Annotated in this window: 18 protein-coding genes and 1 riboswitch; of the genes, 9 read left to right on the forward strand and 9 right to left on the reverse strand. The window is 65.2% G+C overall.

The window, feature by feature from the left end; translation table 11 throughout:
- Positions 1–8: 8 nt before the first annotated feature.
- Positions 9–1,154, forward strand: coding sequence for a GTP-binding protein (locus AB0L63_RS14415; protein ID WP_364499686.1), 1,146 nt, complete (start codon positions 9–11; stop codon positions 1,152–1,154).
- Between the two features lie 57 nt (positions 1,155–1,211).
- Here the strand turns inward: AB0L63_RS14415 and AB0L63_RS14420 are convergent, their stop codons facing one another.
- Positions 1,212–1,835: an SDR family oxidoreductase gene (locus tag AB0L63_RS14420; protein ID WP_364499689.1), complete on the reverse strand. Its 624-nt coding sequence runs from the start codon at positions 1,833–1,835 to the stop codon at positions 1,212–1,214.
- 246 nt (positions 1,836–2,081) lie between these two features.
- Positions 2,082–3,218 carry an epoxide hydrolase family protein gene (locus AB0L63_RS14425; RefSeq protein ID WP_364499691.1) on the reverse strand — a complete coding sequence of 379 codons (1,137 nt, stop codon included), beginning with the start codon at positions 3,216–3,218 and terminating at the stop codon, positions 2,082–2,084.
- A gap of 86 nt (positions 3,219–3,304) precedes the next feature.
- Here AB0L63_RS14425 and AB0L63_RS14430 point away from each other — a divergent pair, with 86 nt between their 5' ends.
- On the forward strand, positions 3,305–3,961 hold the full coding sequence (locus AB0L63_RS14430) for a TetR/AcrR family transcriptional regulator (RefSeq protein ID WP_364499694.1): 657 nt from the start codon (positions 3,305–3,307) through the stop codon (positions 3,959–3,961).
- A gap of 272 nt (positions 3,962–4,233) precedes the next feature.
- Here AB0L63_RS14430 and AB0L63_RS14435 read toward each other — a convergent pair whose 3' ends face one another.
- The 3 genes from AB0L63_RS14435 to AB0L63_RS14445 all read right to left on the reverse strand — a co-directional run bounded on the left by AB0L63_RS14435 (position 4,234) and on the right by AB0L63_RS14445 (position 8,193).
- Positions 4,234–5,715, reverse strand: coding sequence for an SH3 domain-containing protein (locus tag AB0L63_RS14435; protein WP_364499697.1), 1,482 nt, complete (start codon positions 5,713–5,715; stop codon positions 4,234–4,236).
- Positions 5,716–6,075: 360 nt separating this feature from the next.
- Entirely contained in the window at positions 6,076–6,867 is a 792-nt protein-coding gene (locus AB0L63_RS14440) for a thioesterase family protein (protein ID WP_364499700.1), read from the reverse strand.
- 81 nt (positions 6,868–6,948) lie between these two features.
- Positions 6,949–8,193, reverse strand: a complete 1,245-nt coding sequence (locus AB0L63_RS14445; RefSeq protein WP_364499703.1) for a KasA/KasB family beta-ketoacyl-ACP synthase — start codon at positions 8,191–8,193, stop codon at positions 6,949–6,951.
- Between the two features lie 39 nt (positions 8,194–8,232).
- On the opposite strand from AB0L63_RS14445, the gene AB0L63_RS14450 reads away from it, so the two are divergent.
- From AB0L63_RS14450 to thiC, 3 genes are all read left to right on the forward strand, one after another.
- A complete protein-coding gene (locus AB0L63_RS14450) occupies positions 8,233–8,790 on the forward strand; it encodes a TetR/AcrR family transcriptional regulator (RefSeq protein WP_364499706.1) in 558 nt (185 codons plus the stop codon).
- An 11-nt stretch (positions 8,791–8,801) separates the two neighbouring features.
- On the forward strand, positions 8,802–9,065 hold the full coding sequence (locus AB0L63_RS14455; protein ID WP_364499709.1) for a VOC family protein: 264 nt from the start codon (positions 8,802–8,804) through the stop codon (positions 9,063–9,065).
- 108 nt (positions 9,066–9,173) lie between these two features.
- Positions 9,174–9,300, forward strand: a riboswitch (TPP riboswitch).
- A complete protein-coding gene (gene thiC / locus AB0L63_RS14460; protein WP_364499712.1) occupies positions 9,292–10,917 on the forward strand; it encodes a phosphomethylpyrimidine synthase ThiC in 1,626 nt (541 codons plus the stop codon). It overlaps the preceding riboswitch by 9 nt.
- A gap of 375 nt (positions 10,918–11,292) precedes the next feature.
- Here the strand turns inward: thiC and AB0L63_RS14465 are convergent, their stop codons facing one another.
- Positions 11,293–12,549, reverse strand: coding sequence for a homogentisate 1,2-dioxygenase domain-containing protein (locus tag AB0L63_RS14465; RefSeq protein WP_364499715.1), 1,257 nt, complete (start codon positions 12,547–12,549; stop codon positions 11,293–11,295).
- Between the two features lie 360 nt (positions 12,550–12,909).
- Here AB0L63_RS14465 and AB0L63_RS14470 point away from each other — a divergent pair, with 360 nt between their 5' ends.
- Positions 12,910–13,182 (forward strand): type II toxin-antitoxin system prevent-host-death family antitoxin, encoded by a 273-nt coding sequence (locus tag AB0L63_RS14470; protein WP_327094215.1) that lies wholly within the window; start codon positions 12,910–12,912, stop codon positions 13,180–13,182.
- Positions 13,179–13,436: a Txe/YoeB family addiction module toxin gene (locus AB0L63_RS14475; RefSeq protein ID WP_364499719.1), complete on the forward strand. Its 258-nt coding sequence runs from the start codon at positions 13,179–13,181 to the stop codon at positions 13,434–13,436. The genes AB0L63_RS14470 and AB0L63_RS14475 overlap by 4 nt, the downstream gene beginning before the upstream one ends.
- Before the next feature lie 15 nt (positions 13,437–13,451).
- Here the strand turns inward: AB0L63_RS14475 and AB0L63_RS14480 are convergent, their stop codons facing one another.
- Genes AB0L63_RS14480 through AB0L63_RS14490 form a run of 3 tightly spaced genes read right to left on the reverse strand, consistent with a single transcriptional unit; the run spans position 13,452 to position 15,875 of the window.
- Positions 13,452–14,267, reverse strand: coding sequence for an exodeoxyribonuclease III (locus tag AB0L63_RS14480; RefSeq protein ID WP_364499722.1), 816 nt, complete (start codon positions 14,265–14,267; stop codon positions 13,452–13,454).
- 26 nt (positions 14,268–14,293) lie between these two features.
- Positions 14,294–15,292: a GNAT family N-acetyltransferase gene (locus AB0L63_RS14485; RefSeq protein WP_364499725.1), complete on the reverse strand. Its 999-nt coding sequence runs from the start codon at positions 15,290–15,292 to the stop codon at positions 14,294–14,296.
- Complete coding sequence (locus AB0L63_RS14490) at positions 15,285–15,875, reverse strand: peptide deformylase (RefSeq protein ID WP_364499728.1); 591 nt, start codon at positions 15,873–15,875, stop codon at positions 15,285–15,287. Before AB0L63_RS14490 ends, AB0L63_RS14485 begins: the two co-directional genes overlap by 8 nt.
- A gap of 185 nt (positions 15,876–16,060) precedes the next feature.
- Here AB0L63_RS14490 and AB0L63_RS14495 point away from each other — a divergent pair, with 185 nt between their 5' ends.
- Together AB0L63_RS14495 and AB0L63_RS14500 are read left to right on the forward strand one after the other, a co-directional pair.
- A complete protein-coding gene (locus AB0L63_RS14495) occupies positions 16,061–16,408 on the forward strand; it encodes a DUF3263 domain-containing protein (protein ID WP_364499730.1) in 348 nt (115 codons plus the stop codon).
- A gap of 198 nt (positions 16,409–16,606) precedes the next feature.
- Positions 16,607–17,116 carry a LytR C-terminal domain-containing protein gene (locus AB0L63_RS14500; RefSeq protein ID WP_364500232.1) on the forward strand — a complete coding sequence of 170 codons (510 nt, stop codon included), beginning with the start codon at positions 16,607–16,609 and terminating at the stop codon, positions 17,114–17,116.
- The last annotated feature ends 113 nt before the right edge of the window (positions 17,117–17,229 follow it).

The raw sequence follows: 17,229 nt of genomic DNA on the forward strand, positions 1-17,229 counted from the left end.
ATTAAAGTGTGACCACTTCATCGACCCCTGACCTGCTGCCCGTCACCGTGCTCTCCGGCTTCCTCGGCGCGGGCAAGACGACCCTGCTCAACCACATCCTGGCCAATCGGGACGGTCGCCGCGTCGCGGTGATCGTCAATGACATGAGCGAGGTCAATATCGATGCCGCGCTCGTCGCCGGGCAGGGGCACCTGGACCGCACCGAGGAGAAGCTGGTCGAACTGACCAATGGCTGCATCTGCTGCACGCTGCGCGAGGATTTGATCGAGGCGGTCGGCAGACTCGCGCGGGCGGGCCGCTTCGATCAGCTGGTCATCGAATCCACCGGAATCTCCGAACCGATGCCGGTCGCCGCGACCTTCGACTGGGAATTCGACGACGGCTTCAAACTCGGCGATATCGCTCGCCTGGACACCATGGTCACCGTGGTGGACGCCTCCACCTTCCTCGCCGAGATCGCCCGCGGGCAAGCGCTCGCCGAGCGGAATCTCGAGGCGGGCGAAGGTGATACGCGTACCATTGCCGACTTGCTCGTCGATCAGGTCGAATTCGCCGATGTCCTGCTGATAAACAAGACCGACTTGGTCAGCGCCAATGCCGTCGGAACCGTGGAAGCCACTGTGCGACGGCTCAATCCACGCGCCCACGTGTTGCGCACCGAGAAAGGGGCGGTAGATCTCGCGGAAGTCCTCGCGACCGGTCGCTACAACCCCGTCGTCGCCGCCGAATCCGAGGGCTGGGTCGAAGAACTCGCGGGCGGCCACACTCCGGAAACCGAGGAATACGGCATCGGCAGCCTCACCTACACCGCCGACCGTCCCTTCCATCCCGAACGCCTCGCCGAAGCCCTAGCCCAACTGCGAGGCATGTTGCGCAGCAAAGGCTTCTGCTGGCTCGCCACCCGCCCCGAACTCGCCGCAATCTGGTCCCAAGCCGGTCCGAACCTCACCTTCGAACCCGCCGCCTGGTGGTCCGCCCTGGAAGTCCCCGCAGGCCAAGAAATCGTCTTCATCGGCATCGAACTCGATACCGCCCACATCCGCGCACTCCTTGACGCCGCCCTGCTCACCGACGACGAATTCAACGCGGGCCGCACCACCTGGGCCACCTATCCGGACCCGTTCCCCACCTGGGGCGCTCTCCATCAGCACTGACCTGGAACCATGCAGGCAATCGCCGAGCGGCCCCCGCCGCCAATGCATTCTCGGTCACTAGTTGGAGATGCCGGGGGCCAGGTGGGTGTAGGTGGGGTCGGTGAGTTGAGTGAGCATGAAGGCGGCGATATCGGCGCGGGCGATTTTGAGGGACAGGCCGTTGGTGTCGGCCGGGAAGCCGTGGCGGTAGGTGTCGGTGCGTGGGCCGTCGGTGAAGGCGCTCGGGCGGACGATGGTCCAGTCGAGGTTGCTGCCGCGGACGTATTCTTCCTGCTTTTCGTGGTCGGCGTAGGCCTCGCGCAGCAGCATTCCGAACATGACGTACTTCCACAGGAAGTTCAGATTGCCGCGGCTGTCGCCGACGCCGAGAGTGGTCTGGCAGATCAGGCGCTTGACGCCGGTCCGGTCCATCGCCTCCAGCACCGCGCGGGTGCCTTCGGCCCGGATGACGCCCTTGCGGCCCGCACCCAGCGAGATCAGCACCGCGTCCTGCCCGGCCACGGCCCGCTCCACCGAACTCGTATCGAGCACATTGCCCTCGACGACCTGCAGCCGCTCATGTCGCTGCTGCACACTCGCCGCATTGCGCGTGAAGGCGGTGACCTCGTGCCCCTGCTCGAGTGCCTGTTCGACGACCAGCCGACCGACGGTGCTGGTGGCTCCGAAGACTGCGATACGCATGATGTTCTCCTTGTGTTGGATGTGCGGTGCTCCCGGGCCCTACGTGGTTACGCAGGCTGCCGTCTCCGGGCCGGACGCTCGCACCGCGGGGTGTTGAAAGCTGTTGAGCTGTTGGTGAATCCAGTACATCAACAGAGAACGAGACGAACCATGGCCATGCGTCTCGAGACCATACGAGGGGGTCTACGCCGGAAAGCGCAAGAGCCCGCGTCCGGAGATAGGATGCGGGCCCTTGCGTAGCGCAACTCAGCCGAGCTTGGCGAAGAACTGCCGGATATCGGCGACGATCAGCTGGGGTGCCTCATGTGCGGCGTAATGTCCGGCCGCATCGTTCGGGTCGCCTGGTACGAAGCCGGCGTCGTAGGAATTCCAGCTGATGATGTTGCTGTGATCGCGCTCGGCGAACCGGCGGATCGACTGGAAATCACCCTTGAACATCGCCAATCCGGTCGGCACCGTGGTCGGTCCGCTCGGCTGCTGCGCGGTGTGCGCATTCTCGTAGTAGAACCGCAGCGACGACCCGGCAGTACCGGTCAGCCAGTAGATGGCCACATTGCCGATCACGAACTCCTCGTCGAGGCTCTCGCCGAACAACTGCGCATTCCAGCCGAGCAATCCGACCGGCGAATCGGCCAGCGCGAACGCCAGCGTCTGCGGCTGCTGGCTGTGCAAGGTGTTGAAGGCCATCTTGTTCTCCTGGAACCACTGCAGATGCCGCAGCGCCGCCATATCGTCCTCGGACAGCCCCTCGAACTCCGATGGATCACCGGATGGGAACGAAAACAGCTGCGTCACATGCACTCCGACGACGTGCTCGGAATCCAGCCGTCCGATCTCCGGCGAGACCATGGAGCCACCGTCGTTGCCGATGGCGCCATAGCGCTCGTAGCCAAGTCGGCCCATCAGCTCCGCCCAGGCCGCGGCGGTGCGGACGGTGCCCCATCCGGTGCTGCGGGTCGGCCCGGAGAACCCGAATCCCGGCAGCGACGGGATGACCAGGTGGAAGGCGGGCTCATCGGCCGATTCCGGCTCGGTCAGCGGCGCGATGACATCGAGGTATTCGAGCACCGACCCCGGCCAGCCGTGGGTGAGGACCACCGGCAGCGCATCCGGCCGAGCGGATCTGATGTGCAGGAAATGAATATTCTCGCCGTCGATCTCGGTGGTGAACTGCGGGTAGGAGTTCAGCTTCGCCTCCAGCGCGCGCCAGTCGAAGCGTTCCAGCCAGTACGTGGCCAGACCCCGCACCCGCTGGTTCGGCACCCCGTAGGCGTCGCCGACGCCGGGCAACTCATTCGGGTAGATGGCCCGGGACAGCCGGTCGGCCAGATCGTCGAGCTGAGCCTGCGGGATGTCGATGCGGAAGGGGGTGATGGCGGTCATCTCTACTCCTTTTTGAAACGGAATGCTTCGTTCTGTTCTGAATGTATCAGAACGGATCGTTCCGTTTCAAGTGCTAATCTGAATCCATGCCGAAGACATCCGATGCCCCAGTTGAGAAGGGGTTGCCCGGTCGCAAGGCCCAGGCCGCACGCAATGACGGGCTCATCCTCGAGGCTGCCCGCGCGGTCTTCCTGGCCGACGCCAACGCGCCGATCGCCGCCGTCGCCGAACGGGCCGGAGTGGGGATCAGTGCCCTCTACCGCCGTTACCCGAGCAAGGAGGTGCTGTTGCGCACCCTCTGTCACGAGGGCCTACGCCGCTATAACGCCGAAGCCGATGCCGCACTGGCGGATTCGGATGGCTGGCGCGGTCTGGTGGGATTCCTGGAACGGGTGGTCGACGCCGATGTGCATTCGCTGGCCGTACATCTGGCGGGCACCTTCACCCCGGATGAGTCGATACTCCCGGATGTCACGCATTCGGGTGCGGTCACCGAGGAACTGGTGCGGCGGGCGCACGCTTCCGGTCGGCTGCGCGCGGATGTCAATGCCAACGACCTCGGTCTCGTCCTGGAATCATGCGCGGCCATCGCCATGCCAGACCAGGCGCGAACCGCCGAACTGCGCCGGCGCGTGCTGGCCATACTGATCGCGGGGCTCTCGGGTGAAGGTGAATTGCCCGGTCCGCCACCGGAAGTGGGCGAATTCGCGTGGCGCTGGCAACCGCGTAACCAGCGACAATGAGTTCGGCCGCGGCGCGCCGTCTGCGCAATCAGGCATGTCCACAGCAGCGAGAGGGTCGCCATGAACTGAGCGAGATCCAGGTGATAGGCACGAATCCCCATCCGGTGCCCGACCCGCTCGACAATGCCGGTATCTGCTAGTGCGACGATCCGGATGGCAATCGTTGGGCCGTCCAACAGATTTCGACGCGCCCGAAACCCTCCCCATCGCCGATTACTCTGGCGAACCGGCTCGTGACCGGGACGTCGGATGCGCCCGTTGTCGGTGGATGTTCAGGGTGCGTCGGGCAGTGTGAGTGGTTGGATCGCGCGGCCGTCCACCCATGCGGTCCAGCCGTTGTCGCAGGCGATATGCGCCCAATCGCCGGCGCGGCCGAGGATCTGGAGTTCGACGCCGGCAGCGATGCTGGTGATCGGGTCGAGGCTCGGATCGGGCGCGGCCCATGCGTCCAGTCCGCCCTCGGGTACCAGGTGGGTCGGGTACCACGCGCCGGCAAGGGGTTCGATGACGCGCCCGTCGACCCATGCGGTCCAGCCGTTGTTGCAGGCGATATGCGCCCAGTCCCCGGACCGTTCGAGGATCTGGAGTTCGACGCGCGGGTCGATGCGGGCGACGGGCGGCCGGGTCGAGTCGGGAGTGGTCCAAGCGAGCATGCCGTTGCCGGGCACCCGGTGGGTCGGATGCCATGCCGGTGCGCTGTCGCGCTCGACCAGCTCGACCTCCGTGGGTGCGGCGGACGCGTCGAATGCCGGTATGGCGCCGGCGAACGGCTTGACCACGACAGGGTCCAGCACATCACGTACCAGACGGAGCGCGACTTGCGCTGTGGTCTCGAACAATTCCGCACGCGGGTTGCGCGCCGCCAGCTCGCGCCAGAATGCGAACCGGGTCGTGAACGTCGAACGGAAGACCGTGAAATGGGCGAGTGCGTCCTGTTTCGTTGCCGCACTGGTCAATACGGCAATGCTCCCGGTCGTCACCAGCTGACTGAACGACCGCGCCACCGCGGTCCCGGCATCGGTGAATCGGTAGCTACCGAGCGCCTCCAGTCGGACCAGGTCCAGCAACGCCAGCCGGGCCAGTCCTTCCGTCATCCGACCGGCCGCCGCGGCGAGCGATACCGGTGCGGCGCCCTTGGCGGCGGATAGGGCCCAACGGGTGTCGCCGCTGGCCAGCCCCTTGGCGAGTTGCTCCTCCAGCTCGAGCGCCCGTAGCTCGAGCGGTCCGGGCGCGACGTTTCGACGTAGGACCGCGGCCAAGCGGGCCTCTTGTGCCGCGTCGGCGGCGGCGAGCAGCGCGGCGAACGTGATGAGATCGAGGTCGATCGGTGGTGATGCGGATCCGGGGGCGTAGGAGGTGAGATCGAGCAGTTCGTCCACAAGCACGGTGGCTTCGGCGAGTGTGGGCACAACGGCGAAATCGAAGCCGTCGTCGCCGGTTCCGGCCTGCATGACGTAGGTGTCGTCTTCGTCCCCGCGCAGTAGCAGCGCCGCCATCCAGGTGTCCTGCCCGGCGCGGTTGGCGGTGATGGCGGTGGTGTAGGCGGGATCGGCGGCGATCCGCAGTGCGTTCGTCGCCGGTCCGGAGAGTCGGTCGTCGGCTTCGATCAGTCCGGTGTCTCGCAGCGCCGCCGCCGGGTCGCGCGGCGGGGTCCGCGGCGGCAGCGCGGACCGCGGCCCCGGCGCCAGGCCGGCGATGGACAAGGCCGCGGCGAGTTGGTCCGGGGTCAGCCGGAAGCGCAGCGGATTCGACATCGTCGACTCCTTCCCGCGTCGGCCAGCAGTGGCGCGACCGGAAGCAGCCCGAGCAGGGCACATAATCCAGCAAGACCCGGACCGGAAACCATTGCGCGAGTGGTATCGGTCGCCGGGCCCGGTGTCCGCGATGCGCGGTTTGCTGCCGGGTATCCAGTCATCAGAGTTCTCGGGTCGACCGAATCACATTTATGGTTTCACATGCGGCGATTGCTCAGCAACAGGCCGATCGGTGGTCCCAACCTGCGAAGTTCGGACCGCTCACAGCGTTGATCCGGTCGGCCGGTTAACCCGATCCGACAGCCCGCACCGAGTGTCCGCGCGGGGTCGCCCTCTTCGACCGCGCCGGATGCAGCCGGGCTAGCGCGGTCCCAGGAACAGCGTTTGAGTGCTGCGGCCGAGCGGGCCCTTTTCATCGAAGAGCGCCGACTCGGCCAGGCCGACGCCGTGCGGTTGCGGGTAGGTCGCGGCATCCAGGCAGACCCATTCGCTGACCGGATGTCGGTACAGGGTTACCGTGAGATCGGTATTGATGAACAGATAGCGGGACCAATCCAATACCGAGCTGACGCCGTTGCCCGAATCCGCGGCCGCGAGTGTGCGTTCCAGTGGGCTCGGGGTGGTACCCGCGACGATCGGATACTTCAGCCGGATCCAGCAGATCGCCGGGCCGGGTTCGCCGAAGGATCCGGTGACGAAGCGGTAGTCGATGCCGGTGTGAAAACCGATCGACTGGTCCGACGGGAACGGCGACGACACACCCTGGTCCGGACCGGGCCGGGCGCCGGACGGCAGGAACTGCTCAGGCAGTTCGAGTTCCGGCTCGGCGAGTTTGAAGCGCCAGGCATTCGCCCGCAGCACCGGTCCGCGATCGGTGGACAGGGTCGCCTCGATCAGCTCCACACTGCGGCCGGGGCGGGCCACCCGCGTCGCTACCGTCAGCGGCTCCAGCGGAACCGGGCCGAGGATCTCGACCGCGACCCGCCCGACCTGGAATCCGGCCCGCGGCTCACAGCGCTCGATCGCGTACCCGAGCAGTGCGGATGGCGGTCCGGCGTGCTGGGCGTCCGGTGACCACGGACCGCGGGTCAGTTCGGTTGAGACGAACCGATTCGGGTTCGCCGGATCTGGGGTGTAGAAGGCGTCCGCCACGTCGTTGTCCCGTTCCGCTGAGTTGTTCGTACGGTTAACGATTCTGCTATGAAGCTACTCCGCGGCGTTAGGCCACCAGCGCTACGCCCGCCCGAACGCCAGGGCGACATTGTGGCCGCCGAAACCGAAGGAGTTATTGAGCGCGAAATCGATGTGCTGCTCGCGGGGTGCGCCGGCCACGATATCGAGGTCGATCTCCAGGTCGCGATTGTCGAGATTCAAGGTGGGCGGGACGATTTGGTCGCGCAGCGTCAGCATGGTGAGGATGGATTCGAGCGCACCGACCGCGCCGATCGAATGGCCCAGAGCGGATTTGGGCGCGTACACCGATGCCTCCGGTGTAACCGCGGTAATGGCATTGGCTTCCGACGCGTCGCCGATCGAGGTGGACGTGGCGTGCGCATTGACGTGCTGAATATCCGAAACCTGTAATCCGGCAGTGCTTATCGCTTTGCGCATGGCGCGCGCGGCGCCGACGCCCTCCGGTTCCGATGCGACGATGTGATAGGCGTCGGAGGTGATCCCCGCGCCGAGTACGCGGCCGTGAATCTGCGCGCCGCGCGCCCGCGCGTGCCGCTCGGATTCCAGCACCAGGAGTGCGCCCGCCTCCCCGAAGACGAATCCGTCGCGGTCCCGGTCGAAAGGCCGCGATGCCCGCTCCGGTTCGTCATTGCGGGTGCTCATCGCTCGCATCATGGCGAAACTCGCGATCGGCACCGCATCGATATGCCCCTCGACGCCACCGGCCACCACCACATCCGCCTCGCCGGTGGTGATCAGCCGCCAGGCGTGCGCGATCGCCTCCGAACCGGAGGAGCAGGCCGAGACCGGTGCGAAAACCCCTGCCTTGGCACCGATTTCGAGTCCGACCGTCGCGGCCGGACCGTTCGGCATGACCATCGGCACCGACATCGGCGACACCTTCCGATAGCCACCGTCGCGCATCGAATCGACCGCATTGATCAGCGCATCGCCGCCGCCGAGTCCGGTGCCGATGACGACCGCGAGCCGCTCGCCCTCGACCTCGGGTGCGCCCGCATTGCGCCAGACCTGGCGGCCCAGCACCAGGGCCAGCTGCTCGACATAGGAGTGACGGCGCTGTTCGATGCGGGTGAGCTGATCACCCGGCCGTGTCTTCAACTTGCCGCCGATGCGGACCGGCAGTTCGTATTCGGCCACGAAATCGTCGTCGAGCATGCCGATACCGCTGCGCCCGGCGAGCAGTCCGGACCAGGTCGCATCAATGTCATCGGCGATCGATGTGGTCGCGGCGACCGCGGTGACCACGACGGCCGGGCGAGTTTCTGAAGCGATTGTTACAGTCACGGTGTCATGAATACCTGTACCAATCGCTACAGTCAACTCATGGCCCGCCCCATCGACCATGCGAAACGCGCCGAACTGCTGGCCGGTGTCGTCGAATACATCGCCGCCCACGGTCTCGGCGACCTGTCGCTGCGCCCGCTCGCCGCCGAACTCGGCACCAGTTCGCGCATGCTGATCCACTACTTCAACACCAAGGAAGAACTGCTGGTACAGGCGCTTACTACGCAGCGTCCGGATATCCCCGCGGTCTTCGCGGGGGTCTCCGACGCGGCTTCGCTGCGCGCGCGGCTCGGCGAATTCTGTGCGGTGAATATCGCGGGGGAGGCCACGACGAGTGTGCGGGTGCTGTTGCAGGTGCTGGGGGCGGCGTGTGCGCCGGGCAGTCCCTATGGCGAATACGCGAATGCCGCGATCGCGACCTTCATCGGGACGCTCGCCGATGCGCTGCGTCGAATCGAATCCATCGATGACCCGGAAGCTGTTGCCACGCTATTGGTTTCGGGATTGCGCGGCATCATTCAGGATCGGTTGATCACCGGTGATGTGGAGCGCACCGACCGGGCCGCGCGCCGATTGATCGATCAGATCATCCGTTAGATACCCACGCCATGTCACTGCTGGTCAATTGCGACAGCCAGGACGAGGTCGACCGACTCTGGACGGCGTTGCTCGCCGACGGCGGTCAGCCGGTCGAATGCGGTTGGCTCAACGACAAATATGGTGTGCCCTGGCAGATCTGGCCGGTCGAAGCCGACACTCTGCTGGCCAGTGCCGATCGCGTGGCCGCGAACCGCGCCATGCAGGCGATGCTCGGGATGCAGAAGATCGACCTGCAGGGCATGCGAGACGCCTACGCGGGCAAGATCAGCTGATCTGCGGAATCTACCGGCGCCCGGTCGGGCCTCGGGCGCTTCGCTGGATGTTCCTCCGATCGCCCGGCGGGGCACGGACATGGAAAGGTATCGTCGAGCGGGAAAATTTCGCACACCAACGGGGGCTCGCACCAGCGGGCTGAGAGGACGGCTAGCCCAATTCGGGCGTTCAGGGCCGTCGACCGTATGAACCTGACCGGGTAATGCCGGCGTAGGGAGGATATTCATGGGCACACCTGTCGACTCCGTGACCACCGGTCCGATCGAGGGCAGCGTCAAGCACTATCAAGAGGTCGATGACCTGCGTATTCCGGTGCGTCGGATCAATCTGACCAACGGCGAGCACTTCGACGTCTACGACACCTCGGGCCCGTACACCGACGATACGGCGTCCATCGATCTGGAGGCCGGTCTGCCTGAGTTGCGCGACGGCTGGGCCAAGCCCGATGTCGACGGTCCGCCGACCCAGCTGGCCTGGGCACGGCAGGGCATCATCACCCCCGAGATGCGCTTCATCGCCGCGCGCGAGGGCGTCACGCCGGAGCTGGTCCGCGACGAGGTCGCCGCGGGTCGCGCGGTCATCCCGGCCAACCACAAGCATCCAGAACTGGAGCCGACCATTATCGGCAAGAAGTTCCTGGTGAAGATCAATGCCAATATCGGCAATTCGGCCGTGTCCTCTTCGATCGCGGAGGAGGTGGAGAAGATGGTGTGGGCCACCCGCTGGGGCGCGGACACCATCATGGATCTGTCCACTGGCAAGAACATTCACGAGACACGCGAATGGATCCTGCGCAATTCGCCGGTCCCGGTCGGTACCGTGCCGATCTATCAGGCGCTGGAGCGGGTGAACGGCGATCCCACCGCGCTCACCTGGGAGATCTACCGCGACACCGTCATCGAGCAGTGCGAGCAGGGCGTCGACTATATGACCGTGCATGCCGGTGTGCTGCTGCGCTACGTCCCGCTGACCGCCAAGCGGGTCACCGGTATCGTCTCGCGCGGCGGATCCATCATGGCGGCATGGTGTCTGGCGCATCATCAGGAGTCGTTCCTGTACACCAACTTCGCCGAGCTCTGCGAGATCCTGGCGAGGTACGACGTAACGTTCTCCCTCGGTGACGGACTGCGTCCCGGCTCCATCGCCGATGCCAATGACGAGGCCCAGTTCGCCGAGCTGCGCACCCTCGGCGAACTGACCAAGATTGCGAAATCGCATGGCGTGCAGGTCATGATCGAGGGTCCGGGGCACGTGCCGATGCACAAGATCGTGGAGAACGTGCGGCTGGAGGAGGAGCTGTGCGAGGAGGCGCCGTTCTACACCCTCGGCCCGCTCGCTACCGATATCGCACCCGCTTACGACCACATCACCTCGGCCATCGGCGCGGCAATTATCGCGCAGGCGGGCACCGCGATGCTGTGCTATGTCACCCCCAAGGAGCACCTGGGTCTGCCCAACCGTGACGATGTCAAGGTCGGCGTGATCACCTACAAGATCGCCGCGCACGCCGCCGACCTCGCCAAGGGCCATCCACACGCTCAGGACCGCGATAACGAATTGTCCAAGGCGCGGTTCGAATTCCGCTGGCGCGACCAGTTCGCCCTCGCCCTCGATCCGGACACCGCCCGCGAATACCACGACGAAACCCTCCCCGCCGAACCCGCCAAGACCGCCCACTTCTGCTCCATGTGCGGTCCGAAGTTCTGCTCCATGCGCATCTCCGCCGACGTGCGGGAATACGCCGCGCGCCAGGGGCTTTCGGAGGTCGAGGCGATCGAAGCCGGGATGGCGGAGAAGTCCGCGGAATTCGCCGACCATGGCGCACAGGTATATCTGCCGGTGGTGTCGTAGATAGGCCCCGGCGGCCGCTGAAATGGCGATAGCCCCGGACCAAGGGATGGTCCGGGGCTTCTCTCAGGAAGTTACACGAACAATCCGCCGCTCCCGAGCGGATTCGAGAAAATTGCTGCCGAGCGGTTTGCGCGGTCAGCCGTACGTTGAGCGCACCTCTCAGTCACGCGCATGCCCAGATACGCCCGCGGACCTCGCCGAGGCCGATGCGCGGCGCATGCGAACCCCGGGCCGGTGCCGTGATGACCACTTCGTTGCCGTCTTCGAGGAACGTCTGGTGTTGCCCGCTTATCGTGACGGGTTCGGCTCCGCCTCAGGACAATTCGATGAGCGAAGCGTCCGGACCGAAGAGGGTGCTGTCGGGAACCTCGGTCTTCATGCGGGCCCACGGCGCCGGGTCGCGTGCGGGCGCTGATGCGGTTGCCGATGCGCGCCGGATTGCGGTCCGCGCCCGGACCAGGTCCATGCGTATCCGGGATCCTCGCAGGCCAATGCGCCTTCGCCGAGTTCGAGCGGTCGGAAGGTGTCGACCATGACCGCGAGTTCGTCGAAGAAATCGATACCGATACTGCGCTCATATGCGCCCGGCTGCGGACCGTGCGCATAACCGCCGGGATGTACCGACACCGAACCCGGTCCGATACCGGAACCCCTACGCGCCTCGTAATTTCCACCGCAGTAGAACATGATCTCATCGCTGTCGACATTGGAATGGTAGTACGGCACCGGAATCGACAGCGGGTGGTAGTCGACCTTGCGCGGTACGAAATTGCACACCACGAAATTGATCCCCTCGAATGCCTGATGGGCGGGCGGCGGCTGATGCACCCGGCCGGTGAGCGGTTCGAAATCGGCGATATTGAAGGTGAGCGGATACAGGCAGCCGTCCCAGCCGACCACATCGAATGGATGCGTCGCGTAGATCATCCGCGTGCCGACCACTTGACCGCCTGGACAGTGCTTCACCAGCACCTCGATATCGGTTCCGGTGGCGATCAACGGTTCGGCTGGCCCGTGCAGATCCCGCTCGCAGTACGGCGAATGTTCCAGCAGCTGACCGAATTTCGAGAGATAGCGCTTCGGCGGGGTGAGGTGGCTGGCGGCTTCGATCACATAGGCGCGCAGCGGTTCCGGGCCGCTCGGTAGCCAGCGGTGCGTGGTCGCGCGCGGGATCAGCACCTGGTCGCCCTGCCGGGCCGGGATGGTGCCGAAGACCGTTTCGACTACGGCCGCACCGGATTCCACGTACGCCAGCTCATCGCCGATCGCATTGCGATACAGCGGTGACGCGCCCTTGGCCACCACATAGGAGATCCGCACATCCGCATTGCCGAGCAGCAGCCGACGGCCGGTGATCGGATCGGCGCCCGCCGGGGTATCGCCGGGAAAGAGTTCGTGCAGACGCAGATGTCGGTGGCGCAGTGGATGATTCGGGGTGAGGGTCTGGTCCGGCAGCTCCCATACCGTCGAATCGACAATGGCGGGTGGCAGGCCGCGGTGATACAGCAGCGAGGAATCGCCGGAGAAGCCCTCCTCGCCCATCAGCTCTTCGTAATAGAGCCGTCCCTGGTCGTCTCGATGCTGGGTGTGCCGCTTCGGCGGCACCGCACCCACCTGCCGATAGAACGCCATGACCGTACCTCCGGCTGGACCGCTGGATTTGCTTTCCATCCTAGTGCGGCACGCGCTGGCAGGATGGACATTTTGTCGGTCAAATGCGGACTTCTGCGGCATTTCGCCTAGCGATGGGGTGAAGTGCTGAACAATTGTCAGGCGTGACGCAATGTGCGGTACGCGGCCGCCCCGACAAAGGCCCCGAGGCTCTGCGGATCCCAACCGCCCTCGCTCGCCAGCAGTGTGCGCACCGCACCCTCACCTGCGGACACCCACGGCTCGACAAGTACCAGCAACTTGCGCTCGGCATCCTCGATGCCGGGCTTGTGTGTACATGATGATGTACATTGGTTCTACGAACGTTTCGAGAGGACCGTCATGCGACCCATCTCCATCACCGAGGCTCGCGCCAATCTGGCTTCCGTTCTGGATTCGGCTACCGAAGACCTGGAAGAGGTCGTCATCACCCGCGCGGGACGCGAGTCAGCGGTCGTGATTTCGCTGCGTGAGTACCAGTCGCTCAAGGAAACCGCATACCTGCTGGGATCACCGGCCAATGCCCGCCATCTGGAGCGATCCATCGAGCAGTTACGGGCCGGCGAGACCGAACACCATGAACTCGTCGAAACCGACGACGAGGGCGCGGAGTGAAGATCTTGTTCACGCCCGATGCCTGGGCCGACTACCTCTGGTGGCAGGCCAACGACAAGGCAACGCTGAGGCGAATCAACAGACTCATCGAGGACATCACCCGCAACGGCTACGACGGTGTTGGTAAGCCGGAACCATTGCGGCAGAACCTCGCTGGGTTCTGGTCACGTCGCATCACAACCGAGCACCGCATTGTATATGTGATCGAGGATGATACGGCCAAGATTGTCGCCTGCCGCTTCCACTACGAATGAGATCGGCGTCAGCGACTAGCCGGTGAATTCAGCGATTACGGGGGCGTGGTCGCTGGGGCTCTTGCCTTTTCGCTCCTCGCGGTCGACCATCGCGTCCTTGGTGCGAGCGGCCAGTGTCGGGGAGGCGAGGATGAAATCGATACGCATGCCTTCCTTTCGGGGGAAGCGCAGTTGGGTGTAGTCCCAGTAGGTGTAGACGCCGGGGCCGGGGGCGAACGGGCGCATGACGTCGGCGAAGCCGGTTTCGACAATGGCGTTGAAGGCGTCACGTTCGGGTTGGGAGGTGTGGGTTTTGTCGGCGAAGAATTCGACGGACCAGACATCGTCGTCGGTCGGGGCGATATTCCAGTCGCCGACCAGCGCGATCTGCGCCTCCGGATGCTCGGCGAGCCACTGGGCGCCGTTGGCGCGCAGGGCGGCAAGCCATTCCAGTTTGTAGGTGTAGTGCGGGTCGTCCAAGGTGCGGCCGTTGGGGACGTACAGGCTCCACACCCGGACGCCCCCGCAGGTCGCACCGAGTGCGCGCGATTCCACGATCGGGGCGCTGATCAGCGATTCGCCCGCGTCCTTGTCGAAGCCGGGCTGATCCGGGAACGCGTCTGCAACGTCGTCCAGGCCGATGCGTGAGGCGATCGCGACACCGTTCCACTGGTTCAACCCGATATGGGCGACCTCATAGCCGAGCTCGTCGAAGCGCTCGAACGGGAACTGGTCGTCGCGGCATTTGGTTTCCTGCATCGCGAGCACATCGATGTCCTGGCGGTCGAGGAAGTCCGCGACCCGGTCGAGACGGGAGCGGATCGAATTGACGTTCCAGGTCGCGAGACGCACGGATGCCTTCCTTCATAGTTGTCGGTTCAGCGGGAGCCGTCCGGTGTGGCATAGCGGTAGGTGTGGTGGTCGAGGAAGCCCAACTCGTGATACATCGCGATGGCCCCGGTGTTTTCGGCCTCGACCTGGAGATATGCGTGGGTGGCGCCACGGTCGGCGCCCCAGCGGATCAGTTCCGCGCAGATCAGCGAACCCAGCCCGTGCCTGCGGTGTTCGGCCGCCACCGCGACGCAGGTCAGGCCGATCCAGCGGCGGCCGTCCGGTGCGGTGGTGAGTGCACCGCGGCCGATCGCAATAGGCTGCGGCAGGCCGAGCGAGGCGAAGCCAACTTCGCCGTCGTGTACGGCCGTCAGTACCTCTACTACCGGCGGCGGTGAAACAGCCTGTGTCGCAGGATCTTCGCCGCTATAACGGTGCATCGACAACCAGGCGTCATCTGGTGCGGACACGATGCGAACCATTCGCGGCCCCTGCGGCAGTATGAAATTCTCGATATCGATCGCCAATAACTGGGTTTCCCGCCGACTCTGCCAACCCGGCGGCGGCGATGCGAGCCGATCCGGCAGGGCGAGCTGCACCGGCAGGCCGTGTGCGGTGTACCACTCGCCGATGCGCTGCAGCGTATCTGCGCCCAATGCCGCTGGACGATCCGAGCTACCAAGCGGCACAGCGGAATTGGCGCGGTTGGTGTAGCCGTTTCCGGCCCGCAACAGCCACCCGTCGATCCAGCCTTGTTCGATACCGGGCCAGCCGTACGCCGCCGCGGCCTCCAGCGCCCGGATCTCCTTGGTGCGAATCGGTCTCGGCCCCAATGCTTTCATGGCGACCACGCGATCCATCGCGACCGCGACCACCTGCCCGTCCGTGGCCCGCACGGTAGGCGGATCCAGTGAAACCAGTTCGCCGATCACATCTGTGAGCGGTTGTGGATAGCCCGCCGGCAATCGGTACCGCAGCACCACGCGCCGACCCAACGGGATATCGGGCAATGTCGAATCGCCCGGTGCAGCCGCAGGATCAGTCATCGTGTCCGAAGGGATCGGGCACGGTACCTGGAATCCAGCTGAGTCCCGGTGTGCCCCAACCGTTTCGCTTGATCGCCTTCTTGGCCGCGCGGGCATTGCGGCCGATCAGCACATCCACGTAGAGAAAACCGTCGAGATGTCCGACCTCATGCTGGAGCATGCGGGCGAAGAAGCCCTTGCCCTCGATCTCGACCGCCGCGCCGTGCTCATCGGTTCCGGTGACACGGGCCCATTCGGCGCGGCCGGTGGGGAATTGCTCACCGGGCACCGAGAGGCAGCCCTCGTCATTGTCATCGGGATCCGGCATGGTCTCCGGAATCTCCGAGGTCTCCAGCACCGGGTTGATCACCGCGCCCTTGCGCCGCACGGTCGCGCCGTTGGCATCGATATCCGGGCAGTCGTAGATGAACAGCCGCAATGGCACGCCGACCTGGTTCGCGGCCAGTCCGACGCCATTGGCGGCATCGAGCGTCTCGTACATATCCGCGATCAGCTCGGCCAGTTCCTCCGGCGTCTGGGTGACCCGCTCAGTCGGATTGTGCAGAACCGGGTCACCGACGATCACGATGGGGAGGATTGCCATGGGGCAATTATTGCCGATGGGCGCGCAGCCGCCGCAATTGCTCTTATCACGGATGGTTGCGACTCGCTACCGACCGGTAGCGAACACGCCGCGACGGTGCTGGGGCAATCCCGCGGCCCGTGGTTGAATGTTCCGCGACGTACAAGCATCATTTTCGTCTGGTGGCTACTCGGCGAGGGAGCAAGATGGACGGCGCAGCAGCTCGGAATGTTTCCGCGATCCAAGACGGCCCTTCTGCGAGCGAAGATGTCACGGCAGCCCTGCAGGTCGATGGTGCCGGTGACGGTCTCAGCCGTCGCGAACACGACATTCTCGCCTTCGAACGGCAGTGGTGGAAATACGCCGGGGCTAAAGAAGGGGCCATTCGTGAACTGTTCGGCATGTCGCCGACCAGGTACTACCAGGTACTGAACACGGTGGTCGATCGGCCGGAGGCACTGGCCGCCGATCCCATGCTGGTGAAACGGTTGCGCCGACTGCGGGCGAGCAGGCAGAAGGCGCGAGCCGCGCGCAGGCTCGGATTCCAGGTATGACGCGCCGCCGCAAGTACGGAGCCTGCGCAACGACCACGGCACCGGGTTTGCGGCTAGGGTTCTCAACGTGAGCGAGCGTCAGCGAGTGAACCAAAAGCAGAGCGCGCCGTCGCGCACGGCGGAGCCGAGCGCCAGCGAGGCGCAGCCGTGAGCGAGTCGAATCCCACCCCCGGCGGGCCGCCGTTGCGCGCGCTGGCGATGGTGTTGATCGCGCTGGCCATCGTTTTCGCCGGGCTCGGCGCGATGTCGTTATCGAGTTCGGACTCCGATACCTCGGGGGCGGGTGATTCCTCGGGCACAACCAGTCGGGCCGCCGCCACCACGGCGGTCGCGACGACCAACTCGCCGGTGCAGAACATGAATCCGGCACCGACCAGTTCGGCATCGGTCACCACGAAGTCGTCGACCACCTCGACGACTCCGGCCACCACCACGGCAAATCACGCTGTGCCGGTACATGTTCTGAACAACAGCACTGTTCCCGGACTGGCCGCGCGCACCGCGAGCGAGCTCACCGCCAACGGCTGGACGGTTGAGGAGGTCGGCAACTATCCCGGCCCCAATATCACGAATACGACTGTGTACTACGGCAATAACCCCGGCGAGAAAGAAGCCGCACTGGCCATAGCCGATGAACTGGGCGTGACCGCCGAGCCGCGTTCGGGTGGGGCGGGTTCGGGCGTGACGGTGGTTGTCACCGGCAACTAATCGATGCGGGGGCTCGCGACACGGCCCGGTCACGGGTGCGACACGGCGGGCGTGGCATCATCTTGTCCGGTAACGAAGGTTTCCACTCAGCTTTACTCGTAAACTCGGTACTC

The organism is Nocardia sp. NPDC051990, from assembly GCF_040680755.1.
Taxonomy (GTDB): domain Bacteria; phylum Actinomycetota; class Actinomycetes; order Mycobacteriales; family Mycobacteriaceae; genus Nocardia.